The sequence below is a fragment of the Actinomadura livida genome (assembly GCF_014648675.1).
Taxonomy (GTDB): domain Bacteria; phylum Actinomycetota; class Actinomycetes; order Streptosporangiales; family Streptosporangiaceae; genus Spirillospora; species Spirillospora livida.
The window spans coordinates 251,580-274,812 of record NZ_BMRO01000008.1 but is presented as its reverse complement, the minus strand read 5'-3'; the positions used below and the strand labels follow the sequence as shown (position 1 = coordinate 274,812).

The window sequence follows — 23,233 nt, the reverse complement described above, 5'->3', positions numbered from 1 at the left end:
CCTGTTCCTGCACGTGCGGCCGCGGCCCCCGGCCGCGGCTCGGGTCACCCTATCCACGGCCCTCGCCCCTCGCGGCGCCCGCCGTACGGCCTGCCGCGCGGCGGGCGGCGCGGTCCTCGCGCACCAGCCGGGCGGCCCCCTCCGTGTCCCCGTCGAAGATCAGCCGGCCCTGCCGCATGGTGACGCCCCGGTCGCAGAGCCCGACGAGCATGCGGATGTCGTGGGCGACGACGACCATCGTGCGGCCCTCGCCGCGCAGCTCGCGGATGCGGTCCAGGCACTTCTCGCGGAACGGCGGGTCGCCGACGGCGAGGGCCTCGTCGATCAGGAAGACGTCCGGCTCGGTGTGCGCCGCGATCGAGAACGCCAGCCGCATGAACATGCCGGACGAGTAGAACTTCACCTGGTCGTCCAGGAAGCGCTCGACGCCGGAGAAGTCGACGATCGCGTCGAACTTCCGCTCGATCTCCGTCCGGGACATGCCGAGGATCGCGCCGTTGAGGAAGACGTTCTCCCGGCCGGTCAGCTCGGGGTGCAGCCCGGCGCCCACGTCGATCAGCCCGGCGACGCGGCCCCGGACGCGCACCGACCCCTCGTCCGGCTGCATGACCCCGGAGATGAGCTTGAGCAGCGTGCTCTTGCCGGAGCCGTTGAGGCCCATCAGCGCGACGGTCTCGCCCTGGTGGACGGTGAGGCTCACCTCGTCCAGGGCCCGGAACCGGTCCGAGAGGCTCTGTCCGCGGAACGCGCGGACGCTCATCTCCTTGATCGAACGCGCGTGGCGCAGCGTGAAGTTCTTCGTGACGCGGTCGATGACGATGGAGGGGGTCAACGGCTACAGCTCCTGTGCGAAACGCTTCTGCATGCGCCCGAACGCCGCGTGTCCCGCGGCGAACACGAGCACGCTGACCGCCAGGGAGACGCCCGCGCGGGCGTACAGGTCGGGCGGGAACGCGAAGTCCCCGTCGGCTCCGGGGCGCCAGAACGCCCTCTGGAACAGGGACACGGCGCTGACGAGCGGGTTCGCGAGGTACACGTCCAGGACCCAGCCGGGCGCCTGCGCCTGGACGTGCGTCCACGGATAGATCATCGGCACCGACCAGGTGACGACGATCATCAGGATGTCCACGGCCTGCTCCAGGTCGCGGAAGAGGACGTTGACGGCCGCGCACAGCAGGCCGATGCCGAAGCCGAGCACGGCGACGATCGCGAACCCGAGCGCGGCGGCGCCGAACGCCTCCGGCGACGGACGCCACCCGGCGGCCACGGCCGCGCCCAGCAGGATCGTCAGGCCCGGCAGGAAGTGGACCAGCGAGACGAGCACCGACGCCGTCGGGAACAACTCCCGCGGCAGGAACACCTTGCGCACGAGCGGCGCGTTGCCGGTCACCGAACGCGTCGTCGAGTGCAGCGTCTCGGTGAACAGGTGGACCAGGACCATCCCGGAGAACAGGTAGATCGGGAAGTCCTCGATCTGGCGGTCCATGCCGAGGAAGACGCCGATGACGAAGAAGTAGACGGAGAAGTGCACCGCGGGCCGCACGTAGGACCAGCCGAGCCCCAGCAGCGACCCCTTGTAGCGGGCCCGCAGCTCCCGGCGCACCAGCAGGCGCAGCAGGTACTTGTTCTGGAGCGTCCGGCGGAGGCCGCCGTCGCCGCCGGGCGCGCGGAGTCCGTCGTCCGCGCTGACGGGCGTGACGGTCATGCCCGTTCGCCCTCCGCGTCACCGGTGCTCCCGGCGTCACCGGTGCTCGCGGTGTCCCCGGTGCCCGCGGCGGCCTGGAACGTCGTGCGCCACGCCTCCGGTGCGGCCAGCTCCGCCATGGCCGCCCGGTACCGGCCGCTCAGCTCCGGCCACTCCCGGCTGAGCCGCGCGTGCAGCAGCGACGTCCGGGCGAGGATCCGCCTGAAGCGCTCCGGGTCGCGCTGGTACCAGGCGACCTTCGTCCCGTCGGCCGAGGAGACGAGCGCGCTGTCGACCTGCGACAGCAGGCTCCAGTGCCGGTCGATGTGCGGCACGACCGCCTGCGGGTTCGCGCGGGCGCCGGGGTCGACGGGACGCAGCTGCTTGATGGTGCCGCGCATCGCGCTGGCGAGGACGTCGACCGTGCCGCGCGGCGGCTTGAACCCGCGTCCCCGCCTGGGCGGCCTGGTCGCGCGGACCTGCGGGAACTCCTCGTGGCTGCCGCGGTTGCGGGCGTCGGGGAACGCGGCCCGGAACGCCGTGATCTCGGACAGCTTCGTGGCGATCCCGGCGTGCATGTGCTCCGGCCCGCTCAGCACGTCCTCGATCGCCGACAGCATCAGCTCGGCGGTCGAGTACTGCATGGCCAGCGCGTGCTTGACCGAGATGATGTAGCTCTCCTTGACGAGGTTGCCGCCACGCTCGTACGGCGAGTGCATCAGCGCGGTGACGAGCCGGTTGCGCTCGTGGAAGTACGCCTGCCAGTCGATGCCGTCGTCCTTGTCCTGCCATGGGACGTGCCACGCCGCCATGCCGGGCAGCGACACGGTCGGGAAGCCCGCCTCGCCCGCGCGGACGCAGTACTCGGCGTCGTCCCACTTGATGAACATCGGCATGGACAGGCCGACCTTGCGCACCACGTCGACGGGGATGAGGCACATCCACCAGCCGTTGTAGTCGACGTCCACCCGGCGGTGCAGCCACTTCGTCTGGCGCAGGCTCCCCGAGCTGGTCTTCGCGCGGGGGTTCAGGCTCGGCGGGACGGCGAAGTCGTGCTCCCGCTTGGTGTGCGGAGCCTCCTCCCACCACCAGCGGTACCGGCCGATGGTCTCGCCGTAGGCGTGCAGCTGGGACCGGGCGAACAGGTTGAACATGTGCCCGCCCACGATCGTGGGGGTGCGGGCGAAGTCCGCGAAGGCGACCGCGCGCAGGACGCCCTCGGTCTCGGTGACGACGTCGTCGTCGAGGAGCAGGACGTAGTCGCTCCTGCCCGCCTGAAGCGTCTCGTCCATCGCCCGGGAGAAGCCGCCGGAGCCGCCCAGGTTGCCCTGCTCGATCAGCCGGAGCCGCGGCCCGAGCTCGGCCTCGGCGCGCCCGAACCTCCCGTCGTCGCGGACGCGCTGCGTGCCCTGGTCGACGACGTAGATGTCGTCCACGATGTCGAGGACCTCGGGGGCGCGGGCGAGCGCCAGGAGCTGGTCGACGCAGAACTCCGGCCGGTTGAACGTGGTGATGCCGAGGCTGACCCGGCCCTGCCCGACGCCTTCCGCGGCGCTCTGGCCGGCGCACCAGTCCGCGCGCTCCAGGACGGCCTCGGTCTCGCCCGCGAGGACGTCCATCCAGTACCAGCCGCCGTCGATGAACGGGCTCAGCGTCAGCCGGAACGTCTCCTCGCGGGACGTGGCCGAGTCGATCCGCACGGAGCCGACGCGCTGGGCGTGGCCCTTCGCGCTGGACCGGTAGACGATGACGGTGGCCTGGCCGCGCGCCCGGACCCGCAGGACCACCTCGTCCACCGACGTCCAGCGGCGCCAGTAGCTGGCCGGGAACGCGTTGAAGTAGGTGGCGAACGAGACGCGGCGGCCGACCGGCACGACGACGCTGCGGCGGCCGACGTCCTCGGCCGGCCCGGCGAGGAGCTCCGCCTCGACGGCGGTCTCCGCGGCGACCGCCTCGGCGCCGCGGGCGATCTCGCCCTCGACGTAGAGCTTGAGGACGTCGAGGTCGCGGTCCACGGGCATCACGACCCGCTGGAGGACGCGCAGCTCCCCGCGCCCGTCCCCGCTCTCGCCCCCGCGCTCGTCCGGGGCGGGCCCGCTCTCGTCGGGTCGGCTCACTCGTCCACACCTCCGCTTGTTTGACGCGAGACCCCGGCGAAATGGGGACGCAGCTTGTTGTCGAACATGCTGAGCGCGCTGGCGATCGCCATGTGCATGTCGAGGTATTGGTAGGTGCCGAGCCGCCCGCCGAAGAGCACGCCGTCCTCCCGGGCGGCCAGGTCGCGGTAGGCGAGCAGGCGGGCGCGGTCGGCGGCGGTGTTGACCGGGTAGTACGGCTCGTCGTCACGCGCGGCGGCCCGCGAGTACTCCCGCATGATGACCGTCCGGTCCGGCGGGTAGTGGTCGCGCTCGGGATGGAAGTGCCGGAACTCGTGGATGCGGGTGTAGGGGACGTCCTCGTCGGCGTAGTTCATCACCGGGGTGCCCTGGAAGTCGCCCGTGGGCTTGACCTCCATCTCGAAGTCGAGGGTCCGCCACCCCAGCTCGCCCTCGGCGTAGTCGAAGTAGCGGTCCAGCGGCCCCGTGTAGACGACGGGGACGCTGCCGACGGCGTCGTCGCGCAGGTCGAAGAAGTCGGTGCCGAGCCGGACCTCGATGCGCGGGTGGTCGGCCATCCGCTCCAGCCAGGCGGTGTAGCCGTCGACCGGCAGGCCCTCGTAGGTGTCGTTGAAGTACCGGTTGTCGAAGGTGTACCGGACGGGCAGCCGGGTGATGACCTCCGCCGGCAGCTCCCGCGGATCGGTCTGCCACTGCTTCGCGGTGTACCCGCGGATGAACGCCTCGTACAGCGGCCGGCCGATCAGCGAGATCGCCTTCTCCTCCAGGTTGGCCGGCGCGGTGACCTCGGCGGCCTGCCCGGCGATCAGCGCCCGCGCCTCGTCGGGGGTGAAGGCCCGGCCGAAGAACTCGCAGATGGTGCCGAGGTTGATCGGCATCGAGTAGACGCGGTTCTTGAACGTCGAGTACACCCGGTGCCGGTAGCCGGTGAAGGCGGTGAAGCGGTTCGCGTACTCCCACACCCGCTCGTTCGACGTGTGGAACAGGTGCGCGCCGTACCGGTGGACCTCGATGCCCGTCTCCGGCTCGGCCTCGCTGTAGGCGTTGCCGCCGATGTGGCCGCGCCGGTCGAGCACCAGCACGCGCAGGCCGAGTTCGGCCGCGCACCGTTCGGCGACCGTGAGCCCGAAGAATCCGGCGCCGGCCACCACGAGATCAACATTCACTGGACGGCGACCATCCATCCGTGCGGGGGGAGCGAACGACCGGGGCGCGCGGGGAACACCGACCGGTCCAGGTGTCTGGAATGCGGATAAGATACCCGGCGTTCGTTCGGTACCGGCGGAGGAATCCAAGGTTCGCGGTGGCCCCACCCACTCCCGGCGGCGCGGCGCCGAGTGCGCGGCCCGCGGTCTTCCTGCACGTCGGGGCCGCGAAGAGCGGTACGACGTTCCTGCAGCACGTCCTGTGGCACAACCGGCACCGGTTGCGCGAGCGGGGCGTCCTCTACCCGGGCACGGACTTCGCCTCCCACGTCAGAGCCGCCTTCGACCTGCGGCGGACGTTCTTCCCTGGTGCTTCTGACCCGCGGATCCCCGGGGCGTGGCGGGCGCTCGTCGACGAGGCCCGCGACTTCGCCGGAAACGTGATCATCTCGCAGGAGCTGTTCGCGCCCGCCCGGCCCGCCTACGTCCGGCAGGCGCTCGCCGACCTGGACTTCGCCGACGTGCACGTGGTCTTCACCGTGCGCGACCTCGGCCGCCAGATCCCGGCGCACTGGCAGGAGGACGTCAAGAACCGGTTCACCAGCTCGTTCGAGGAGTTCGTGACGGCCCTGCGGCGGCGGGACTGGCGCACGTTCGAGAGCGCGCGGCTGTTCTGGGGGCTGCAGGACCCCGTCGCGGTCCTGGGCCGCTGGGGCGCCGGCCTGCCGCCCGAACGCGTCCACGTCGTGACGCTGCCGCGTCCGGGAGCCCCGCACGACCTGCTCTGGCGGCGCTTCTGCGCCGCCACCGGCCTCGTCCCGGACGACTACGACCTGTCCCGGACGTTCGCCAACCAGTCGCTCGGCCTGGCCGAGACCCAGTTCCTGCTGAGGATCAACCACGCCCTCGGCGAACGCGTCGGCTGGCACCAGTACAACGAGGACGTCAAGCTCTTCCTCGCCCAGCAGGTGCTGGCGGCGCGGACGTCCGCCACGCGGATCGAGCTGCCCGCCGAGCACGTCCCGTGGGCGACCGAGCGGTCCATCGAGACCGTCGAGGCGCTGCGCGCGGCCGGTTACGACGTGGTGGGCGACCTGTACGAGCTGATGCCCCTGCCCCCGTCCGGCCCCGCGGTCGGGCGGGCGCCCGCGCCGCCTCCCGACGAGCCGCGCTGGCCGGAGATGGCCGATGCCGGCATCGACGCCATCGCGGCGCTGCTGGAGCGCGTCCGGCAGCGGGAGGAACGCGCCGGATCGCAGCCGGGCGCGCGGACGCCGGTCGGTGACCGGCTGGACATGCTCCGGCAGGACTCCGCCGACCTGCTGGACACCACGGACCGGCTCGCGCACGACGCCGCCCCCCTCGTCCGGCGGGCGGTGCAGAGCGCGAGCGACCGGTATCCGGCGGCGCGGCGGCTTCGCGGCGCCTATCGGAGGATTCAGAACAGGGCGGAACGGTCCGACGCAGAGACGAGAACGAGATGAGCTCCCCCATGGACCAGCGGCCGGTGAAGTCGGTCTACCTGCACGTCGGGGCGCCCGCCGCCGGGACGTCCTTCCTGCCCCGGGCCCTGTGGGCGAACCGGCGGCGGCTCGGCGACACGGGCGTCTGCTACCCGCTGGCCGGGCCGCAGGAGCACTTCGCAGCCGTCATGGACCTGCGCGAGATGAGCTGGGGCGGCCGGCGCGAACCGGACTGGGACGGCGCGTGGGACCGGGTCGTCCAGCGGATCCGCGAGTGGGACGGCCACGCGGCCGTCCTCTCCCAGGGCCTGCTGGCCGGGGCGACCGAGCAGCAGGTGGCGCGGGTCGTGGCGGCACTGGAGCCCGCCGAGGTCCACGTGGTGTTCGCGACCCACGACCTGGGCTGGCAGCTGATCCTGGACTGGCAGGAGCAGCTGAGGCACGCCCACACGGTCACGTTCGAGCGGTTCGTCGACGACCTCGTAGCCCGCGGCATCGACGCGCCGGAGCCGTTCGGGGAGATGTTCTGGGGGCTGCACGATCCGGTGCGCGTCCTGGGGACGTGGGCTTCGGCCGTGCCCAAGGAGCGGATCCACGTCCTCACCCTGCCGCCACCGGACGGGAGCCCCCGCGTGCTGTGGGACCGCTTCCGCGGCCTGACCGGCATCGGCGCCGCGGTGTGCGACATCGAGGGCATCCCGGCGGGCGGGCCGCTGTCGGCGGTCGAGGCGGAACTGCTCCGCCGGCTCAACGAGCGGATCGGCCCGGCGCTGCGCCGCGACTACGAGCGGATGGTCCGCGAGCACCTCGCCGGCTACGGGCCGGACGGGGCCGGCGGCGCGGCCGGCCGTACACGGATGGGCCTTCCCGCGCGTCATAACGAATGGGCGGCGTTGCGGACCCGGGAACTGGCCGAGTCCCTGCGCGCCTCCGGATACGACGTGGCCGGCGACCTCGGCGAGCTGGCGACCGCGCCGGATCCGGCGCCCTTCATGCTCCCCGGGGACGTCCCCGAGGAGCTGATCGCGACCGCGTCCGTCGGTGTCGTGGCGCACCTGCTGGAGGAGCTGACGTTGGCGCACGAACGCATCGGGCTCGCCCACCTGCAGAGCGAGATGGCCGGCGTCCAGGAGAACCTGCGGCGGCTGCTGGAGGCGGCCGCGGCGCCGTCCCCGCCCCTCCAGCGCGCCGCCCGCCGCGCCACCGGGAAGCGCAACCCGTGACCCCGGGCCCGGAAGGGCGCGGCGGCGCACGCGTCGCGGCCGTGGTGGTCACCTACAACCGGCGCGATCTCCTGACCGAGGCGCTGACCGCGCTGCGGACGCAGACCCGCGTCCCCGACCGGGTGGTCGTCATCGACAACGCGTCCTCGGACGGCACTGCGGAGGCGGTCGCAGGCCGTTTCCCAGAGGTGGATCTGCTGACGCTGCCCCGCAACGTGGGCGGAGCAGGGGGATTCAGCGCCGGCATCGCCCGTGCTTTGGACGGCGGTGCCGACCTGCTCTGGCTGCTGGACGACGACACCGTCCCCGAGCCCGGGGCCCTCGAAGCGCTGCTCGCCGTCAGGGAGCGGGCGACGACGGCGGACGAGGGTCCGCCCACGCTGGCCGCCAGCCGTGTGGTCTGGACGGACGGGCGCGACCACCCGATGAACACGCCGCGCCCGAAGCCCCGCGCGACGGCCGCCGAGACCCGCATCGCCCGCGCCGCGGGCTGTGTGCCGATCCGCTCGGCGTCGTTCGTGTCCATCCTGGTGGACGCGGCCGCGGTGCGCGAGCGCGGGCTCCCCGTCGCCGACTACTTCCTCTGGAACGACGACTTCGAGTTCACCACCCGGCTGCTGCGCGGCCGCCGCGGCGTGCTGTGCCCGGACAGCGTCGCGGTCCACAAGACCCGGGAGTTCGGCGGTACGGACGCCGACCCCGGCGACCGCTTCTTCTACGAGGTCCGCAACAAGATCTGGCTGTTCACGGGGAGCCCCGGGCTGGCTCCGGGGGAACGCGTCCTGTACGCGGGTTCCACGCTGCGCCGCTGGGCACGCACCTTCGCGGCGTCCTCGGACCGGGCGGTGCTCTTCCGGGCCATGGCCCGCGGTATCGGGAAGGGCCTCTCCGGGCGGCCCAGGCCCACGGCGGCGCTGCTGCGCGAGGTCGGAGTCGAGGTCCCCCGGTTATGACGGCGACGCGGCGGGAGGCGGACGGGACCGGCTCACCGGAGGCCGGCGCGCCGGGCAGGAGGCTCGCGCCGCGGCTTCCGGCCCGCCCGTGGGTTCTGCCGCTCGTTCCCGCCGCGCTGACGCTCGTCGTCACGCTGATCGGCATCGGAACCCCGTCGCTCTGGCTCGACGAGGCCGCCACGGTCACCATGACCACGCGTTCGTACGGCGACATGCTGCGCGTCTTCCACGACAAGGACCTCGTGCACGCCCTCTACTACGTGCTCATGAAGCCGTGGGTCACGGTTTTCGGCACGGGCGAGATCGCACTGCGGTTTCCGAGCGCGCTGGCGATGGCCGCCGCGGCGGCGGGCATCACGGTCATCGGCCGGAACAGGCTCGGGACGTCGGCGGGCCTGCTGGCCGGGTTCGCGTGGGCGGTGGGCGTCCAGACGACAAGGTGGGCTCAGGAGGGGCGCTCCTACGCCCTGACCGCGGCGCTGGCGGTGCTGGCGACGTACCTGTTCGTCCGCGCGGTCGACGGGGACGGGCGGCACCGGTGGCGGTGGTTCGCGGCCTACGTTCCCGCCGTCGCGCTGCTGGGCCTGATGCATCTGCACGGCGTCCTGCTGGTGGTGGCGCACGGCGTCACGCTGCTGCTGGCCCGGCCCGGGGCCCGGCCGGCAGCCGGTTGGCTGTCGGCCGCCGGAGCGGCGACGGCGCTGCTGCTGCCGTTCGCGCTGCTCGCCCGTGACCAGAAGGACCAGGTTCAGTGGCTCCCGGAGCCGTCCTGGAACGTGGTGTGGACACAGGTGCAGTTCCTGTCCGGAGGACGCGCGCTCGTCGCGCCGGTGGCCGCGCTGGCGGTGATCGGTGTCGTGGCGGGCGTCCGGGCACAGCGCCCCGAGACTGACGGCTCCCGTCCCCACGTCTCGCCCTCGCTGGCCGCCGTCGCGCTGCCGTGGCTCGTCGTGCCGACCGTCCTGCTCCTCGGCTACTCCCTCGTCGGCGACCCGATCTTCTACTTCCGGTACACGACCTTCTGCCTGCCCGCCGTCGCGCTGCTCGTCGGGGCGGGCCTGGCCGGACTGCTCGCCGCGGGGCGGCGCCGCGCCGTCCGGGCGGCGGTCATGGCTGTGGCCGTGGCGGCGCTGGTGGTCCCGTCCCTCGACGATCACGGCCACATCCGCGAGCGGGAGAGCCGGCCGGACGACACGCGTACGGCGGCCGAGGTGATCCGCGCGCACGCCCGCCAGGGGGACGCCATCGTCTACCTAGGGGGCGTCGTGCGGTGGAACGCCGCCGCCTACCCCGGCGTCTTCGGCCGCCTCCGCGACGTCAGCATGCGCGTTGATCCGGTGACCGCGGCCAATCTCGGCGGCCGCGACGTGCACCCCCGCCACCTGGCGCCGAAGCTCGCCGACGTGGACAGGGTGTGGGTGATGAACCATCGCGGCCTCGAACCGCACGGCCCCCTCATCGAGCGGCGGAAGCGGGCGGTGCAGGACGGCGGCCCCTGGCGGAGGGCCGGGACCTGGAACTTCACGGGCGGCTGGCTCACCCTGTTCGAGCGGACCGGTCCCTACCGGAGTTCGAAGTAGTCGACCTCTCCCAGGCCGCCGCCCAGGCTCCGCAGGCCGAAGGTGTTCCAGCCCGCGGTCAGCTGGACCTCCGCCGCGGCGGACTGCCATCCGGCCCCCTTCGTGGCGGGCAGCCGCAGCGACGCCGCGGCACGGCCGTTCACCGACAGTTCGAGATCGGAGTCCTGCCCGGAGCGGTTGGCGTAGTGCGCGCTCAGCGAGTAGCGGCCGGCGGCGGGCGCGAACACGTGCACGTCCACCCGGCAGCCGGGGCGGACGAACGGGCCGACGGCGGCGCCGCCCGACGCGTGCTCCCGGGGTATCGCCGAGGCGCAGCCGTTCAGCCGCGTCCGCTCCGCCTCGTACCGGACCGGGACGCCCTGGACGGCGGGCCGCGCACCGTCCCACCCGAGCCGGGCGACGTACATGCCGCGGGTCACCTGCGAACCGCCGTGGTAGTCGAGGATGCCGTGGAACACCAGGTGGTCGCCGCCCTCGCCGGCGAGGACGTCGGCGCTGCCCGGCCCCTCGATCTTCCGCCGGTACCCGCCGGTGGACTGCAGCGGCGCCGGGGCCTTCTCGTAGGGCCCCTCGATCGACGACGCCACCGCGTAGCGGGTCTGGTAGTTCGGCTTGAAGTACCAGCCGGCCGAGTAGAACAGCACGTACTCGCCGTCCCGTCGCACGAGGTCCGGGGCCTCCACGAGGACCGGCTCCCCCGGGCCGCGGCCCATGATCTGCTTCGGCGCGCCGGCCAGGCCCAGCCCGTCCGGGTTCAGCCTGACGAGGTGGATCGCCGCCGTGGCCCGGCCGTCGGTCTTGTAGAGCAGGTAGCGGGTGCCGTCCTCCTCGATGTAGGACGCGGCGTCGATGGCGCCGCCCAGGTTCAGCGGGCACACGAGCGGCCCGCCCCGCAGCGGGATGAACGGTCCCGCCGGCGAGGACGCCGTGGCCGCGCCGATGCACTGGTGCTTGCTGTCCCTGCGGCGCGCGGAGAAGTAGAGGACGTACGACCTGCTCCCTCCGCTCGGCGGTACGACCTCGGGCGCCCACGTCCACCCCTCGGTGGCCCATGCCGGGAGGTGGGCGAGGCCGTCGCCCCGCGCCAGGCGCCACGGCCCGGTCGGCGAGGCGGCCGTCGCGACCGGCATCGTGGCGTCCGCGTTGTTCGTGCCGTACGCGAAGTAGGTGCCGTCCGCCTTGATCACCGTGGGGTCGGCGAACGCGGTGTCGATCACCGGCTCGACGGGCGAGTAGCCGGGCGGGTCGATCGGCGCCGGCGCGCCCGCGGGACTCGGCAGCGGCGGCCCGGACGGCCGGCCGGACCCCTGCGCCGCCGCCGCGCCCGTCCCGCCCGGAGACGGCCCGCACGAGACGGCGAGCCCGACGACCAGCGCCACCAGCGCGCTGATCGCGGCACCGGTGACCAGCGGCGCCAGGGTCAGCAGCGTCCGCGAATGCCCGCCCGTACTCGTCATAGCACCCCGATCATGCCAATAACCGTCATCGGACGGCGAACGATCCCTCATACGCGAATCGCCCGGACGGTGGTTAGGCTTTGCCGGGACCGGCGGCACGGAGGAGAGGCGGACGTTGATCCGACATCGGCGGTTCGCGGCCGTCCTCTGCCTGGTCGCGGCCCTCGGAGCGAGCGGCTGCTTCCTCCAGCCGGGGGGACCGTCCGGCGCCGCGGAGCGGACCCCGGCCCCGGAGAGGCCGAACATCGTGTTCGTCCTCACCGACGACCTCTCCTGGAACCTCGTCGCGCACATGCCCGAGGTCCTCCGGATGGAGCGGGACGGGCTCACCTTCCGCAACTTCATCGTGGCGGACTCGCTGTGCTGCACGTCCCGCGCCACGATCTTCACCGGCAGGTACCCGCACAACACGGGGGTCCGCACCAACTTCCCGCCCGACGGCGGCTTCCAGGTCTTCAAGGAGGAGGGCAACGAGCAGGAGTCGTTCGCGCCGCACCTGGAGAAGGCCGGATACCGCACCGCGCTGCTCGGGAAGTACATGAACGGCTACCACCCGAACGACACCCAGGGCGGGACGGCGCCGTACGTCCCGCCGGGGTGGACCGAGTGGTACGTCGCCGGCAACGGCTACGGCGAGTACGACTACAACCTGAACGAGAACGGCCGCCTCGTCCGCTACGGGCGCAGGCCGCAGGACTACCTGACCGACGTCCTGGCGAACAAGGGGGTCGAGTTCATCAAGCGGGCCGCCGGGTCGTCGCAGCCGTTCTTCGTCGAGATCTCGACGTTCGCGCCGCACGGGCCGTTCGTCCCCGCGCCGCGGCACGCCGGGCTGTCCGGCGGGCTCAAGGCGCCGCGGCCGCCGTCGTTCAACGAGGCCGACGTCCGCGACAAGCCGTCGTGGCTGCGGTCGCGGCCGCGGCTGGGCCCGCCCGCGATCCGCCGCATCGACGAGGGCTACCGCGACCGCGTCCGCATGGTCCAGTCGGTGGACGAGATGGTCGGCCGGATCCGGACAACCCTGAAGGAGCTCGGCCGCGACCGCGACACCTACGTGGTCTTCGGCTCCGACAACGGCTTCCACATGGGAGAGCACAGGCTGGCCGGGGGCAAGATGACCCCGTACGACAGCGACGTCCGCGTCCCGTTCCTGGTCGTCGGCCCCGGTGTTCCCGCCGGTCGCCAAGTCGGGCGGCCCGCGCAGAACACCGATCTGGCGCCGACGTTCCTGGACCTCGCCGGGCTGCGGCCGCCGCCGGCGACCGACGGCCGGTCGCTCGTGCCGTTCCTGCGCGGCGCCGCGCCGCCGGACTGGCGGCAGTCGGTGCTGATCGAGCACGTCAAGCCGCCCCCGTCCGCCGAGGACCCGGACCGCCAGGACTCCGCGCCCGGCGCCCCGACGACCTACAACGCGCTCCGCACGGACGAGCTGCTCTACGTGGAGTACGCGAACGGGGAACGCGAGTACTACGACCGCGCCCGCGACCCCCAGGAGATGAACAACATCGTGGGGACGCTGCCCGAGCAGCGGCGCCGGCACCTCTCCGACCTGCTGTACGCGCTGACCCACTGTTCGGGCGCGACCTGCGCCACCGCGGGCCGGAGCCGCTGAGCGAGTTCCGTCCCTTTATGCGCCGCTATCATCGCTGATTGACCGCGGATGCGCGGAGACACGTCCATATACCGGATGCTGGGGGAGCGGGTGTGACTGCAACCGGAAAGCCGGATGACGACCACGCGGTGGAGCGTCCCGAACCCGGGCAGCCGGCTCCGGCCCCTCCGCCGCCGCAGTGGCTGAGCGAGCAGCCGTCGTCGCCCGCCTCGCTGCTCCCCGGCGACGACCCGGAGGAGGACGGCCCCGGAGAAGCCGGCACCGGCTCCGGGCAGAGCACCGCCGCGCAGGAAGCACCGGAGGAGTCCTCTTCCCAGGGGGCCGCGACGGACGACTCCGAAACCCAGATGGTCGACCGCACCATCAGCGACCGCACCATGGCCGACTCCGGCGAAGAGCCGTCGCACACGGTGGTCGTTCCCATGGCGACGTCGACCGACATCCCGGCGCCGCCGCCGTTCCCGTACACGCCGGAGGCACCCGAGGCCGCGTCGGCACAGGCCCCAGCCCAGCCCCCTGCCCAGCCTCCCGCACCGCCCCCGTTCCCGTACGGGCAGGAGATTCCGGACGCCACCCGCGCGGAAGGCATCCCCCAGCAGTCCCCGATGCCCCCGCCGCCTCCCGGATTCCCGCCGCAGGCGCCGCCTGCGGCCCCGCCGGCCGCGTCTCCGTCGCAGAGCCCTCCCGCCCACGCTCCCTTCCCGTACGCGCAGGAGATCCCGGGCACGCCCGCGGCACCGGCCCGCGAGCCGTTCCCCTACGCGCAGGAGGTCCCGGGCGCCCCGAGCGGCCCCCCGGCCGCGGAGCCGTTCCCGTGGGCCCAGCAGGTGCCGGGGGCACAGGTGCCGGGGGCACCGCAGCAGAACCAGGGCGTCGCCGGCCCGCCCGCGCCGCCGCCGCCCGTCATCGACGAGCCGTGGCGCACCCCGCAGGGCAAGAAGCCGAAGGGCCCCCGCAAGAGCCTCAAGAAGCCGCTGCTCATCGGGGTCGCCGGCCTGGCGGTCGCGGCGCTGGTCGCGGCGGGCGCCGTCTTCGTGCCGGGCCTCCTCGAAGGCGACGGCGAGAAGAAGACCGGCGCGGAACTGGCCGGCTCGATCTTCCCGGTGAGCGGCACGGCCCGCACCGACGGCCGCGACCAGGAGATCGCGGGCGTCGCCGCCGTCGGCTCGACGGTCGTCGCGGTCGGCGGCGAGACGGACCCGCAGAACGCCCGCGGGGTGTTCCTGGTGTCCAACGACGGCGGCCGCACGTTCGAGTCCGTCCCGCCGCAGGGCACCGACGGCGGCGCCGCGGCGCCCGGCGGGATCCCCGAGGCGGTCGGGGGCTCGTCCCGCGGCTGGGTCGCGATCGGCTCCCGGACGGGCGGCGGCGCCGTCTGGCTGAGCGAGGACGGGCGCGAGTGGCGCAGGCAGCCCGACGCCGTCGGCGACGTGTTCGGCCTGAACAACCGCGTGCAGCGGATCGTCGCCACCGGCAACGGGTACCTGGCCATCGGCGAGAACTCCCCGAAGGGCGACTTCAGCGACTCCCGGCCGGCCCTCTGGCTGTCCACCGACGGGCGGCGCTGGGAACCGCGGGTCGCCGACCAGATCGGACTGCAGATCAGCGGCGGCGAGTTCGCCCTGGTGGAGGCCGCGAACAGCGGCAACGTGATCCTCCTGGAGGGCCTCGTCACGCCCGACGGGGGCAAGGACCCCTACCGCAGGGTCTGGCGCTCCGAGGACGGCGGCCGGACCTGGGCGGGCTCCGACGTGCCGGTGCCCAAGGGCAGCCGCGGCCTGATGATCGGCGGCAGCGAGGCCGGTTTCCTGGCCGTGCGCGAGATGAAGTCGTCCGGCGACTTCTACGGCCAGGCGTACTTCTCCCGGGACGGCAGGACCTGGGGCAAGGCCGGGACGCTGAAGGCGGAGGGGTACAAGCACACCAGCCGCATCGTCGGCGACCGGCAGGGCTACGCGGCCATCGTCTTCCGGGACCGGGACGTGCTGGTGTCGCGCAGCGCCGACGGCGGGGCGTCCTGGAAGGACGCGGGCACCGCCGAGCTGAAGCCCGGCCTCAAGGTCATGGGCGCGGCGCTGGCCGGCGGCCAGGCGGTCCTCGCCGGGCACGAGCCCGGCGGCGGCGACACCGACGCCATGCTCGGCGTCTGGGACGCCGCGGGCACCGCGGTCCCGGTCGACCTCGCGAAGATCACCGGCGCCGTCCGGCCCGACCACTCGGTCACCTCCGTCGGCGCGACCGACGCCCTCGCCGTCGCCGTGGGCAGCGCGCGGGGCGACGCCGCGGCCTGGTCGTCGAAGGACGGGACCGCGTGGACGCCCGCCCAGGGCCTCGGCGCCGCGTTCACGCGGCCGGGCCCGCAGCAGCTGACCGATGTCGCCGGGGGCGCCGCGGGCTGGCTGGCGGTGGGCTACGACCAGGCCGCCCCGCGCGGCCCGCTCGTCGTCACCTCGGAGGACGGCGCGACCTGGCAGACCGCCGACTCCGACGCCGCGTTCGCCGCCTCCAGGGAGGGCGTGCCCGTGACCAACGCCGCGGCCGCCGGGGACGCCGGGTACGTGGTCGTCGGCATCCAGGGGGCCTCGGTGGCCGCCTGGTTCTCCCCGGACCTGAAGAGCTGGGAGCGCGGCACCGGCACGGATCCGCAGATGATGAGGGGCGGGAAGAACGCCGGCCGCTGGATGCTGGACGTCACCGCCGGCCCGTCCGGTTTCACCGCCGTCGGCGGCAGCCGCGAGGCCAAGCGCAACCGGCCCTCGGTCTGGACGTCGCCCGACGGCAAGCAGTGGACGCTGCAGGTGCTCCAGCTGCCCGCGGGCGTGAACGAGGCGCACTTCACCCACGTCGCCGCCCGCGGGAGCACGCTCGTCGCCACCGGCCTCGCGGCGACCCAGAAGGGCCTGGACTGGCTGGGCTACGTCTCCACGGACGCCGGCAAGTCGTGGCAGCCGCTGAAGTCCCCCAGCGAGGGGACCCCCGTCAAGGTCACCGCGCTGACCGCGACGCCGGACGGCTTCGCCGCCACCGGCACGACCGGGGCCGCGGGCGGCACCGACGTCGTGTCGTGGACGTCCCCGGACGGCCTCGCCTGGAGCGCCTCCACGCCCGGCGGCACCGGTCTCGGCGGCGTCGGCGACCAGGAGATCACGGGGCTGGCGAGCTTCGGGAGCACGCTGCTGGGAGTCGGCCGCAGCGCCGACTCCAACGGCGATCAGCCCGTGCTGTGGTCGCGCTGATCCGCGACCGCCGCCTCGGCCGGCCCGGCGAGGTCCGGCTCCACCGGCTGGGGCGCGGCGGGCGGTTCGCCCGGCGCCGCTGAGAGCGGGGCCGGCGAGTCGGGAGAGCGCTCCGGGCGGGCGTGCCGCGGGACGTAGCCCGGGGTGCGCGGCGCGGGCACGAAGGCGGCGTCCCGGTCCCGTTCGCGGTCGCGGGAGCGGTTGCGGCGCGCGCCGTACGGGGCGACGACCATCCGGTAGAAGGGCTTGCGCACGACGGTCGGGACGAGGCGGTAACCGCCCCGCACGACGACGTTGCGCACGTACTGGGGGCGCGTTATGAAGCCCTCGCCGAGCATCTCGCGCTGGAGCCGGAGCTCCGAGCGCAGCAGGTCGCGGCCGCCGCGCCGCTCGTACGCGCCGTCCCCCACCCGGTAGTACACGAGCGGCTCGGCGACGTTCACGATCCGGGCGCCGTTCGCGATCATCCGCGCGAACAGCCAGTAGTCCTCCATCAGCGGCAGGTCGCCGTAGCCGCCGACCGCGACGACGGCGCTGCGGCGGTAGACGACCGTGGGGTGGTTGAAGGGGTCGTGGAGGCGGGAGTAGCGGGCGATGTCGGCGGGGTCGCTCGGCGGGGTGCGCCGGCCGACGATGTCGGAGATGTCGGTGTCGAACTCCAGGAGGCCGGCGCCGACGAGGTCGGCTCCGGCGCGCACCAGCGGCACCTGGGTCTGGAAGCGGTGCGGCATCGCGACGTCGTCGGCGTCCATGCGGGCGACGATGTCGTACCGGGACGCGCGGAGGCCCGCGTCCAAGGCCGGGCCGAGGCCGCGGTTGTGCTCGAGCTGGACGAACGACACCTCGGCCGGGCTGCCGTCGACCAGTTCGCGCAGGCACGCGGCCATCTCGGGTTCGACGGGGCCGTCCTGGACCAGGACGACCTGGTCCGGGCGCAGGGTCTGCTCGTGCACCGCACTGCGGAAGGCGACCCTCACGTGCTCCGCTCGATCACCGCCGTAGACGGTCATGAGCAAGGTGAATGCTTCGGGCTGCATGCGTCCGTTCCGGGGGAAGCGTGGGCGCCCGGTAGAGCCCTGTGCGGGGGCGGCTCCTTGGGGCAGGGGGGCTTCGGGGGCTGGGGGATTTGGGAGTGCTGTCCTACCTATGACGCTTTGATGCCAGTGCCGGGTTACGCGCCCGACACGATACCGATCTCCCGTGACAGATGGGTTTCGGCGGGCTTCAGGTGGCGGCGCAGACGTCGCGGTCGGCGCGGATCTCGCCGGCGACCCTGGGCACCGACGCGTTCAGGCCGCGCAGCCGGGCGCCGCTCTTGCCGATGACGAGGTAGACCCGGCCGGGGCGGGCGGCGCGCCAGGCGCGCGGCTTGGGGCCGGGGACGGCGATCGCCACGCGGGCGGCCTGCCGTTCCGCGCCCGCGCCGTAGAGGATCTGGGTGCGCGCGTACGTCCGGTCGGCGGTGCCGACCTTGACGACCTGGAAGCCGCGCTCGGTGAGCTGGTCCGCCGTCCGCTGCGCGAGGCCGGGGGTGCCGGCGGCGTTGTAGACGCCGACTTGGACCTGGGCGGGCGGGACGGGCTTCACCTGGTTCCCCACCGGGACGGGCTCGGGCTCGGGGAGCTTGTTGTCCTCCCGGACGGCCCGGAACAGCGGCTCGGCCAAGGCCCGGTTGAACTGGACGCGGTTCCTGTCCTGCGGGTACGCCTCCACCGGGACGGTCACGAACCGGACCTTCCCGGCGCTCATCCCCCGCAGGCTGCCCGCGAGCCGCTGCATGACCGAGAGGGTGAGGTCCTCGTCCGCCTTGATCGACTTGGCGACGGCGGAGAGGAAGTCGTAGGTGCGTCCGGGGTCGGTCAGCATGCCCTTGTCGGTGGCCTTCTTGGTGACCGACGCCATGAACGCCTGCTGCCGCTTGATCCGGTCGAGGTCGGAGCCGTCGCCGAGCGCGTAGCGGGTCCGGACGTAGCCGAGCGCCTGGTCGCCGCGGACGACCTGCCGGCCCGGCCGGAGCCGCAGCTCGGCCTTCGGGTCGTCGATGCGCCGCGGCACGCAGATCTCCACGCCGCCGAGCGCGTCCACGACCCGCTTGAAGCCGGCGAAGTCGACCTCGACGTAGTGGTCGATGTGGATGTCGGTGAGGGACTCGATCGTCTTCCACGTGCAGGCGGGACCGCCGTTGGAGAACGCCGTGTTGATCATCCCGAACTGGGCGGGGACGGTCGTGCCGTTCCTCCGCTTGCAGGACGGCATCTGCACCATCGAGTCGCGGGGGAAGCTGATGCCGATGGCGTTCTCGCCGCCGGGCGAGATGTGCAGCAGGATCGTGGTGTCGGAGCGCTGCCCCGGCTCGGTGCCGTAGCGGGCGTTGCGTCCGGCGCGGCTGTCGGACCCGATCAGCAGGATGTTCAGGGAGCCGTTGAGCTTCTCCGGGCGGTCGACGCCGAGCCGGCCGTCCACGTTCTCGCGGTCGATCTGGCCGTCGAGGCGCCGCCAGAACCCGTACGCGGTCAGGCTCCCGGCCACCAGCACCACCGACATGACGATCGACAGCACGCCGAGCACGCGCCACAGACGCCCCCGCACCGGCGGTTCCGGTGGCGGCGGGGCGTTGCCCGCGTAGTACACGGGAGACGGCGCGGCGGCTCGCTGCATCCGCAACATTTCAGCACAGATTGGACACCCGCCTCCCGGGCCGCGGCAAAGTCGGCCGCACGGCGGGCGGGTCTGCCCGGGATGCCCGCGATCGCTAGACTCCCGGGGAGATGAGCACAGTAGACGCGCTGACCGACCAGGCCATGGTCGTGCTGCAGGACCGGCCGCTGGTGCCCCTGAGCGCCTGGCTGAACAAAGCCCTCGGCGACTGCGTCGCGGGCGGCCGCACGCTGCAGCTGGTCACCCCCCTGGACTCCCGGCTGTCGCTCCCCCTGCGCACCGCCGCGTCGGGCAACGACGTGCAGTGGGTCGTCCGCAACGGCGACGGCTACTACGAGGGCCTGACCGGACGGCCGCTGAAGTGGAGCGGCGGGACGTTCGTCCCCGTGCCCGAGGCCCGCGACTACGCGCCCGGGTTCACCACCCGCCCGAGCGTCCCCATCGGCTCGCAGCTCACCCTCGTCTACCGCACCAGGCACGGCGCCGAGGGCGACCTGGGCGGGCCCGTCGAGCGCCTCCTGCAACTGCTCACCGGCAAGCCGCCCGGCGCGCTCGGGCCCGCCGAGCCGCTGGAGCACCCGTGGCGCCGCGACCGGTTCACCGAGTACGCGCGGGGACGCTCGACCGCGCGGCTCCTGGTCGTCGGCGACGGCCCGCGCCCGGCGCAGGCGATCTGCGACTTCACCGCGAGCGCGGGCGGTGCCGTCGGGGAGGTCAGCACCGTCACCATCGGCTACATGCCGGAGGACCCGCCGCCCCTGCAGCACCTGCCGACCCTCGTCGGCGCGCTGGCCGCCGACCAGACGATCGCGTCGCTGTTCGTCCAGCTCACCCCCGGCCGCGCCGACCTCACCACCGAGCCCCGCTGGACGGGCGCGCCCGCCCCGGTCGCGCTGGCCGTCGCCGGGACGGTCTCCGGGCCGAACGGCGTCCCCGGCCAGCCGGTCGGGCCGCCGCGCGCGCCGCTGACGTTCTTCCCCCTCGGCGACGGCCGCTCGCAGGACGGCTGGCAGCGGCACAGCCACCTCATGCAGCACCTCCAGTCGGCCTGACCGGCGGCACCGCCGCCCTGAATGCGACGTTCCTCCCACTACCGACGGCAAAGGGCACACAGAGTTGATGATCTACCCGTAAGGGATGATGTACGGTCCTGCCCATGGGACAGGCCGGTCAGCTCGACGCACTTGAGCGGGCCGTCGAGGGGACGCTCGCCGAAGGGTCGTTCGAGTTCGACGACGCCGCGGCGGTCCTGCGGATCGAGGGGTCCCCCGTCCTGACGACCACCTGGTTCCTGTCCTGCGGCGTCGTCGGCGTCGCGCTGCTGATGGCCGGGGCCGTGCTGTCCCTCGCCGGGCTGCCGGACGAGGCGCGGTGGGCGCTGGCACCGGGCGCCGGGCTGCTCGGCTGCGCGCTCGGCATCGTGCTGCTGCTCCGCTTCACGCCGGTGGCCGCCCTCTGGTCGGACGTGGAGCTGCGGTTCGCGGAGCGGGCGATGGTGCACCGGCGCAAGCGGGTCCCGTTCGGCGAGCTCCGTCCCGAGCACCTGGTGTGGAAGAACGGGTGGTTCTTCCGGCGCCTCTACGTCCGCCACCCGTCCCTGCGCAAGCAGCTCGCCGGGTTCTTCGGCAGCGAGGAGCGCCAGGCCGCGGAGTTCCGGCGGCGGCTGTGGGAGCTGATCGCCGCGCCCGAGCTGGCGGACGCCCCCGGTGACGGCGGCCTCACCCCCGTGCAGCGCTGGATCATCGCCGCCGGCGCCCCCTACGGCGCGATCAACGGCTTCCTCGTCGACCGCCTCGGCACCGCGCCCGGCGAGTCCGCGAAGGCCGCCGACCGCCGCACCGCCCACGAACTCCTCCAGGACCCGTGGGGCGCCTACGACCTGGAGCAGCTCCTCGGCGCCGTCAACTGGCTCGTCCAGGACGGGCACCGCGCCGACTTCACCCGGGACGCCCGCCTCGCCGCCCGGCCGCCCGCCGCGCAGGAGGAGTACGGGACGCTGCTGCGGGAGGTCGACGCCCTCATCGCCCGCGACGACCTCGAACCCCCGTTCGTCGAGCGGCTGATCGAGCTGGTGCGGCTCCGGTACGGGGACGAGGGCGGCTCGTACGCGCGGCTCGTCCCGCGGCTGCTCCGCGACGAGCCCGGCGCGGACGTCAGCGAGGAGGGCGCCGAGCTCGCCCAGTTCCTGCACCAGCTGTTCAACGACCGCAACCACGCGTCCGAGGAGCTGCACCGCCTGCGGGTCCTCGCCGACCCGGCGCTGCGCGCGAACGTGGAGCGCTTCCTCATCTGGGACTACGGGCGCGCCCTCATGCTCTACCGCTGGGGCCACATGGTGGGCTGGCTGACCGAGGAGTACTGCTGGGAGCGGATGCTCCCGCTGGCGATCGACATCCAGCGGCGGTACTCGTCCTGGCGGGACATGGCCGCCTGCTACCTGCAGGGACGGCTGCTCTGGTCGGGCGGCGGGAAGGCGCAGGCCGAGTACGAGCGGCTCGTCGAGAACCTCCTCACCGAGCCCCGCAGCCCCTGGAACACCCTCCCCTGGGACCTTCCCCTCACCCGCGACTGGACGTGACCGTCAGCCCCCGATGACGCCGCCGTGGTACGCGGCGCCGTCCTGCCCGGGAACGCCGACCGCCGGACCGCCGCCCTGCTGGGCCGCCTTCCAGCTGCGCGCCGGCGCCTCGCTCGCCCCGTCGGGGTAGACGGTCCCGCCGGCCCAGTGCACGAGCGAGTCGGCGAACCTGCGCGCCACCCGCACCGCGTCGGGCAGGTCGGCCGCGGCGCGGACGTCCACCCACCAGATCGGGGCGGTGACGCGGTCGGCGAACTCCGCGCCGAGCAGCCGGCGGATCTCGCTCTGCGCCGACACCTGCACCGCGTCCTCGATCGAGACGAGCAGCCGGCCCTCGGCGTCGTAGAGGAGGGTCGGCTCCGGTTCCCCGCCGCGCAGCTCCAGCGGCTCGCCCATGGCGATCAGACCGTCCGCCACGGCGTGCACGTCCGGACGGCGGCGCACCAGCGCCACCAGGTCACTGCTCATCAGGTCACCCCAGCCTCGGCCGGACCCGGCGGGCCGCCGCGGCGCGCGGCGACGGGTCGCCGGCTTGTGTCGGACACCTGCCTCCCTCTCCATCGCAACCCTATGACGCTTCCGCACGCGCCGCCGCCGTCCGTGGGCACGTACATCCACGACATACCTACCATCCCCCGCGATTTCGCCAACTTCTGCCCGCTACTCTGGTCGGATCTCATCGGCCACCCCGCTCGACCCCAGCTCGGAGCGTTCATGAACTCCCCCCAATGGCCCGGTCAGCCGCCCGGCGGACCCGGCTTCCCGCCACCGGCGCCGCCCGGCCCGCCGCCGCTGCCCGGCGGCCCCGGCTTCCCGCCGCCGCCCCGGCGGAGCGGAGGCGGAGCACTCGTCCCCCTGCTGATCTTCGGCCTGGTCGGGGTCCTGGCCCTCGTGGGCATCGGCGCCTTCGTCATCCTGGAGAGCAACGACGACGACGATCCCCGCAGGACGACCACGCTGCCGACCTACACGCCCTACTCCCCCTCCTACACGCCCGCACCGAGGCCCACGACGTCCAGGGGAGGCACCGGCACGGGCTCGGACCCGGCCTCCATCCTCTCCACGACCATCCGGACCGCCAAGGGGAAGACGTTCACCCGGGCGGGCACCCGGACGGAGTCGTGCAACACCCGCGCCAACACCACGCTCCGCACGACGCTGCGCAGCTACCCGTGCATGGGCTCGATGCACTCGGCGGTCTACGCCGACCCCACCAAGAAGATCATCACCGCGGTGTCGATCGCGAAGTTCTCCAGCCCGTCGGCGGCGAGCGCCGTCAGCCGCGTCACCGCCAAGCAGGGCTGGCCGAAGCTGCTCACCCCGTCCCAGGCGAGCGGCCTCCCCCAGCCCAGGCCCGACCCCGCCTACTGGACCCGCTCCTGGACGCAGGGCTCCAACGTCATCTACGCCCAGTCGTACTGGTCGTCCGGCGCCGCCGCCGGCGGCCGCACCGGCACCGTCTTCGCCATCGCCGGCGAACTGGGAGTAGAAGTGACCAACGTTCTCATCTGGAAGAACTGACGGACG

Annotated in this window: 17 protein-coding genes; 9 read left to right on the top strand and 8 right to left on the bottom strand. The window is 73.5% G+C overall.

The annotated features are described in order from the left end of the window. Positions 1-49 precede the first annotated feature (49 nt). The 4 genes from IEZ03_RS20950 to glf are packed head-to-tail and all read right to left on the bottom strand — an operon-like array spanning position 50 to position 4,967. Positions 50-832, bottom strand: a complete 783-nt coding sequence (locus IEZ03_RS20950) for an ABC transporter ATP-binding protein (RefSeq protein ID WP_229808441.1) — start codon at positions 830-832, stop codon at positions 50-52. Positions 833-835: 3 nt separating this feature from the next. Then, positions 836-1,705 (bottom strand): ABC transporter permease, encoded by an 870-nt coding sequence (locus tag IEZ03_RS20945; protein ID WP_184880557.1) that lies wholly within the window; start codon positions 1,703-1,705, stop codon positions 836-838. Continuing rightward, entirely contained in the window at positions 1,702-3,801 is a 2,100-nt protein-coding gene (locus tag IEZ03_RS20940) for a glycosyltransferase (protein WP_229808440.1), read from the bottom strand. Before IEZ03_RS20940 ends, IEZ03_RS20945 begins: the two co-directional genes overlap by 4 nt. After that, positions 3,798-4,967, bottom strand: a complete 1,170-nt coding sequence (gene glf / locus IEZ03_RS20935) for a UDP-galactopyranose mutase (RefSeq protein WP_229808439.1) — start codon at positions 4,965-4,967, stop codon at positions 3,798-3,800. Before glf ends, IEZ03_RS20940 begins: the two co-directional genes overlap by 4 nt. Positions 4,968-5,104: 137 nt before the next feature. Between glf and IEZ03_RS20930 the strand changes: the two genes are divergently transcribed. The 4 genes from IEZ03_RS20930 to IEZ03_RS20920 are packed head-to-tail and all read left to right on the top strand — an operon-like array spanning position 5,105 to position 10,165. Further along, a complete protein-coding gene (locus IEZ03_RS20930) occupies positions 5,105-6,430 on the top strand; it encodes a hypothetical protein (protein ID WP_184880553.1) in 1,326 nt (441 codons plus the stop codon). After that, positions 6,427-7,632 carry a hypothetical protein gene (locus IEZ03_RS38045; protein WP_229808438.1) on the top strand — a complete coding sequence of 402 codons (1,206 nt, stop codon included), beginning with the start codon at positions 6,427-6,429 and terminating at the stop codon, positions 7,630-7,632. The genes IEZ03_RS20930 and IEZ03_RS38045 overlap by 4 nt, the downstream gene beginning before the upstream one ends. Then, the gene (locus IEZ03_RS20925) at positions 7,629-8,585 is read left to right on the top strand and encodes a glycosyltransferase family 2 protein (RefSeq protein WP_229808437.1); all 957 of its coding nucleotides are present in this window, start codon (positions 7,629-7,631) and stop codon (positions 8,583-8,585) included. The genes IEZ03_RS38045 and IEZ03_RS20925 overlap by 4 nt, the downstream gene beginning before the upstream one ends. Continuing rightward, positions 8,582-10,165 carry a glycosyltransferase family 39 protein gene (locus IEZ03_RS20920; RefSeq protein WP_184880549.1) on the top strand — a complete coding sequence of 528 codons (1,584 nt, stop codon included), beginning with the start codon at positions 8,582-8,584 and terminating at the stop codon, positions 10,163-10,165. The genes IEZ03_RS20925 and IEZ03_RS20920 overlap by 4 nt, the downstream gene beginning before the upstream one ends. On the opposite strand, the gene IEZ03_RS20915 is transcribed toward IEZ03_RS20920, so the two are convergent. Then, on the bottom strand, positions 10,147-11,622 hold the full coding sequence (locus tag IEZ03_RS20915) for a family 43 glycosylhydrolase (RefSeq protein WP_184880547.1): 1,476 nt from the start codon (positions 11,620-11,622) through the stop codon (positions 10,147-10,149). The genes IEZ03_RS20920 and IEZ03_RS20915 overlap by 19 nt on opposite strands. A gap of 115 nt (positions 11,623-11,737) precedes the next feature. Between IEZ03_RS20915 and IEZ03_RS20910 the strand changes: the two genes are divergently transcribed. Together IEZ03_RS20910 and IEZ03_RS20905 are read left to right on the top strand one after the other, a co-directional pair. After that, positions 11,738-13,234: a sulfatase family protein gene (locus IEZ03_RS20910; RefSeq protein ID WP_184880545.1), complete on the top strand. Its 1,497-nt coding sequence runs from the start codon at positions 11,738-11,740 to the stop codon at positions 13,232-13,234. 92 nt (positions 13,235-13,326) lie between these two features. After that, positions 13,327-16,470, top strand: coding sequence for a sialidase family protein (locus IEZ03_RS20905; RefSeq protein WP_184880543.1), 3,144 nt, complete (start codon positions 13,327-13,329; stop codon positions 16,468-16,470). On the opposite strand, the gene IEZ03_RS20900 is transcribed toward IEZ03_RS20905, so the two are convergent. Both IEZ03_RS20900 and IEZ03_RS20895 read right to left on the bottom strand, forming a co-directional pair. After that, positions 16,446-17,507: a glycosyltransferase gene (locus tag IEZ03_RS20900; protein ID WP_229808436.1), complete on the bottom strand. Its 1,062-nt coding sequence runs from the start codon at positions 17,505-17,507 to the stop codon at positions 16,446-16,448. The two genes, IEZ03_RS20905 and IEZ03_RS20900, sit on opposite strands and share 25 nt — an antisense overlap. A gap of 187 nt (positions 17,508-17,694) precedes the next feature. After that, a complete protein-coding gene (locus IEZ03_RS20895; RefSeq protein ID WP_184880541.1) occupies positions 17,695-19,128 on the bottom strand; it encodes an LCP family protein in 1,434 nt (477 codons plus the stop codon). A gap of 110 nt (positions 19,129-19,238) precedes the next feature. On the opposite strand from IEZ03_RS20895, the gene IEZ03_RS20890 reads away from it, so the two are divergent. Both IEZ03_RS20890 and IEZ03_RS20885 read left to right on the top strand, forming a co-directional pair. Beyond that, positions 19,239-20,180, top strand: coding sequence for a DUF6177 family protein (locus tag IEZ03_RS20890; protein WP_221480561.1), 942 nt, complete (start codon positions 19,239-19,241; stop codon positions 20,178-20,180). Between the two features lie 104 nt (positions 20,181-20,284). Next, on the top strand, positions 20,285-21,706 hold the full coding sequence (locus tag IEZ03_RS20885) for a DUF1266 domain-containing protein (protein ID WP_184880539.1): 1,422 nt from the start codon (positions 20,285-20,287) through the stop codon (positions 21,704-21,706). A gap of 3 nt (positions 21,707-21,709) precedes the next feature. On the opposite strand, the gene IEZ03_RS20880 is transcribed toward IEZ03_RS20885, so the two are convergent. Continuing rightward, positions 21,710-22,174, bottom strand: coding sequence for a hypothetical protein (locus tag IEZ03_RS20880; protein ID WP_229808435.1), 465 nt, complete (start codon positions 22,172-22,174; stop codon positions 21,710-21,712). A 246-nt stretch (positions 22,175-22,420) separates the two neighbouring features. Here IEZ03_RS20880 and IEZ03_RS20875 point away from each other — a divergent pair, with 246 nt between their 5' ends. Beyond that, the gene (locus IEZ03_RS20875) at positions 22,421-23,227 is read left to right on the top strand and encodes a hypothetical protein (protein ID WP_184880537.1); all 807 of its coding nucleotides are present in this window, start codon (positions 22,421-22,423) and stop codon (positions 23,225-23,227) included. The last annotated feature ends 6 nt before the right edge of the window (positions 23,228-23,233 follow it).